Genomic DNA, 3,044 nt, shown 5'->3' on the forward strand with positions numbered 1-3,044 from the left:
GCCGAACGAGCCCGCCACGCCCAGCGCCCAGCCGCGCCGCTCGGCGCTGACCAGCCGGCTCAGCGCGGCGAACACCACGCCGAAGGTCGTGCCCGACAGCGCCAGGCCCAGGCAGATGCCGGCGCTCCAGACAAAGGCGGCGGTGGTCGTGGCCTGCGTCATCGTGTAGAGCCCGAGCGCATACAGCAGCAGGCCGGCCAGCATCACGCGCGCCGAGCCGAAGCGGTCGGCGATCATGCCGGCGAAGGGCTGCGCCAGCCCCCATACCAGGTTCTGCACCGCCATCGCGAAGCCGAACGCCTCGCGCGTCCAGCCGCGCTCCATCGTGATCGGCAGCAGGAACAGCCCCTGCACATGGCGCATGCCGAGCGCGAGGCCGAGGATCAGGCCGCCGGCCACGACCAGTACCAGGGGATCGGTGGCGGACAGCCGGGGAGCGGGGGAGGCGGAACCGAGCGGAGAGCGGAGGCGGGAGCGGGACATGGTCGTGACGGCTTTCGAATGAGCGGTTAGCATGCGGTGGAATCACCGGATTCCATTAAGCCGGCTGCATGCGGGCAGCTCAATTGATTTCTTCGTCCGCTCGCATGCGCTCCACGAATGTGAAAACCGCCATGCAAACCCTCGTCGGCCTGCCGTCGCTCGATCTGCTCAAGGGCTTTGTCGCCGTCGGCCGGCGCATGAGCATCACGCTCGCCGCCGAAGACCTGTGCCTGACCCAGTCCGCGGTCAGCCGACAGATCAGCGCGCTGGAGGCGCAGCTCGGCGTCCAGCTGCTGGTGCGCCGGCATCGCGCGATCGCGCTGACCGGCGCCGGCGAGCGGCTGTTCCGCAGCGCCAATGCCGCGGTCCAACAGATCCAGGACGTGGTCGGCGAACTGCGCGTGCAGGCCGCGCAGCGGCCCGTCACGCTGACCGCCAGCGTCGGTGTCACCGGACTATGGCTGCTGCGCCGGCTGGGGCGTTTGCAGCAGGCGCATCCCGAGCTTGAGTTGCGGCTGTCGGCGAGCAACCGGGTGGCGGACCTGCGCGCCGAGCAGATCGACCTGGCGATCCGCTACTGCGCCGCCGACCATGCGCCGCCGGGCGCGATCGCGCTGTTCGGCGAGACCATCGTGCCGGTGGCCCATCCCGCGCTGGGCGTCGCGGCGATCGACAGCGTGCGGGCGCTGCATGGCCTGAATCTGCTCGAGCTGGACGACGACACCAATCCGCGGCTGCGCTGGCGCCACTGGCTGGAGGAGCGCGGCTGGCAAGGGGCGAAGCCGCGCGCGATGACGCAGTTCAACCAATACGATCAGGTCATCCATGCCGCGCTGGCGGGGCAGGGCGTTGCGCTGGGACGGCTGGAGCTGATCCGCGACCTGCTCGACGACAGGCAGCTTGGCGTGGTGGCCGCGCCGGCGCCAGCCGCGGGCGACAGCTTCGGCTACTGGCTGATCCAGGCGGACGAGCGGCCGCGTCCCGATGTGCTGAAGGTGGTGGCGTGGATTCGGGCCGAGGCGGCGGGGCATCGGATCGGCGGCTGATTTTCCCGAGTCCGGCAGTGGGTCTCTCTTGATGATGGCCAAAATACTGTATAAACATACAGTATCGAAAGCTGAGTTTCTTTGCGCTTTGAAGTGCACTGAAGGCTCCTTGAAGCGCATAGAAAGCGCTTGAAATGCACAAAAAGCGCATCGAGAGACCTTGAAAACACAATGATTGCGTCATCACCTGCCGTCACGTTACCGCCTGCCGCTGCCGTCACGTCGCCTCCTTCCCTCCCGGAACCCCCGCTGGATCGCCAGCACGCGCTGGCCGAGCTGGAACGGCGCCATCCCGACCTGTGGCGGGCCGGCCAGCTTGGCCGTGCCGCGTCGCTGCCGGTATGGCCGACCGGCTACGACGCGCTGTCGGCGCAGCTGCCGGGCGGCGGCTGGCCGGTCGGCGCGGTGACCGAGCTGCTGGTGCCGGACAGCGGCGTCGGCGAAGTCCGCCTGTTGCGGCCGGCCTTGCAATCGCTGGCCGAGGCCGGGCGCCGGCTGGTATGGGTCGGCGCGCCGCATGCCCTCAATGCGCCGGCGCTGGCCGCCTGGGGATTGCCGGCACGGCAGGTGTATTGGATCCGTGCGGGCGAGGGGCAGGAGGGTGCCGAGGGCGCGGCTCGCCAGGCCGCCTCCAGGGGCAGGCGCCTGGGGCGCCAGGCCGGCCAGGCCGCTCGGCAAGCCGTTCAGCAGGCCACCAGGCAGGCCGATCTGCTGTGGGCCGCCGAGCAGGTACTGCGCAGCCAGGCCTTCGGCGGCGTGCTGGTGTGGCTGCCTTCGGCCCGTCCCGAGGCGGTGCGGCGCCTGCAGGTGCTGGCCCAGGCCAGCGAGGCGGTGGTCTGGGTCTGCCGTCCGGCCGCGGCCTTGCGCGAATCGTCGCCGGCGGTGCTGCGGCTGCTGCTGTCGCCGCTGCCCGGCAATGCGCTGTCGATCGTCTTCCACAAGCGGCGCGGGCCGGTGCGCGATACCCCGCTGATCCTGCCGCTCGGCGCGATGCCGGCGGTGCCGGCCGGGCGCTCGGTGGTGTCGGGATCGACATCCGGATCGATGTCCGAATCGATGTCCGGAACCGCCCACGAATCCGCCCACGAATCCCTCCACGAGTCCGATCATGCCGTTCTGGATCGCGGTGCATCTGCCGCGCCTGCCGCTGGACGCGCTGCACCCCAGCTGGCCTGAGGCCGCGGGCACCGCCGGCATTGCCGGCACGCTGAGCCATGCGGTGCCGACGGTCGTGCTGGAGCAGGAACGGGTGGTGCTGGCCAACCGGCCGGCGATGTCGCTGGGCGTGTCCGCCGGCATGCGGCGCGGCGGCGTGCAGGCGCTGTCGGCCGAGGTGGTGCATCTGGAGCGCGACCCGGCCGCCGAAGCGCAACTGCTGACCGCGGCCGCGCTGGCCCTGCTGCGCTTCACGCCGCAGGTCACGATGGACGAGGAACTCGGCCCCGCCACCGTTGCGCTCGACGTGACCGCCAGCCTGCGCCTGTTCGGCGGCCATCGCGCGCTGTGCCGCGCGGT

4 protein-coding genes are annotated in these 3,044 nt (G+C 70.9%); 3 read left to right on the forward strand and 1 reads right to left on the reverse strand.

The features are described from left to right. Positions 1-483: MFS transporter (locus AC6EI8_RS25670; protein ID WP_498383286.1), on the reverse strand; the 483-nt coding region annotated here is incomplete at its 3' end. A gap of 131 nt (positions 484-614) precedes the next feature. Here AC6EI8_RS25670 and AC6EI8_RS25675 point away from each other — a divergent pair. From AC6EI8_RS25675 to AC6EI8_RS25685, 3 genes are all read left to right on the forward strand, one after another. Next, the gene (locus tag AC6EI8_RS25675) at positions 615-1,529 is read left to right on the forward strand and encodes a LysR substrate-binding domain-containing protein (protein ID WP_149318071.1); all 915 of its coding nucleotides are present in this window, start codon (positions 615-617) and stop codon (positions 1,527-1,529) included. A 171-nt stretch (positions 1,530-1,700) separates the two neighbouring features. Continuing rightward, positions 1,701-2,705 carry a translesion DNA synthesis-associated protein ImuA gene (locus AC6EI8_RS25680; protein ID WP_498383287.1) on the forward strand — a complete coding sequence of 335 codons (1,005 nt, stop codon included), beginning with the start codon at positions 1,701-1,703 and terminating at the stop codon, positions 2,703-2,705. Next, a partial coding sequence (locus AC6EI8_RS25685) for a Y-family DNA polymerase (protein ID WP_498383288.1) occupies positions 2,638-3,044 on the forward strand: 407 nt, incomplete at its 3' end. The genes AC6EI8_RS25680 and AC6EI8_RS25685, both read left to right, overlap by 68 nt.

The sequence above is a fragment of the Cupriavidus sp. R6-3 genome, from assembly GCF_059772245.1.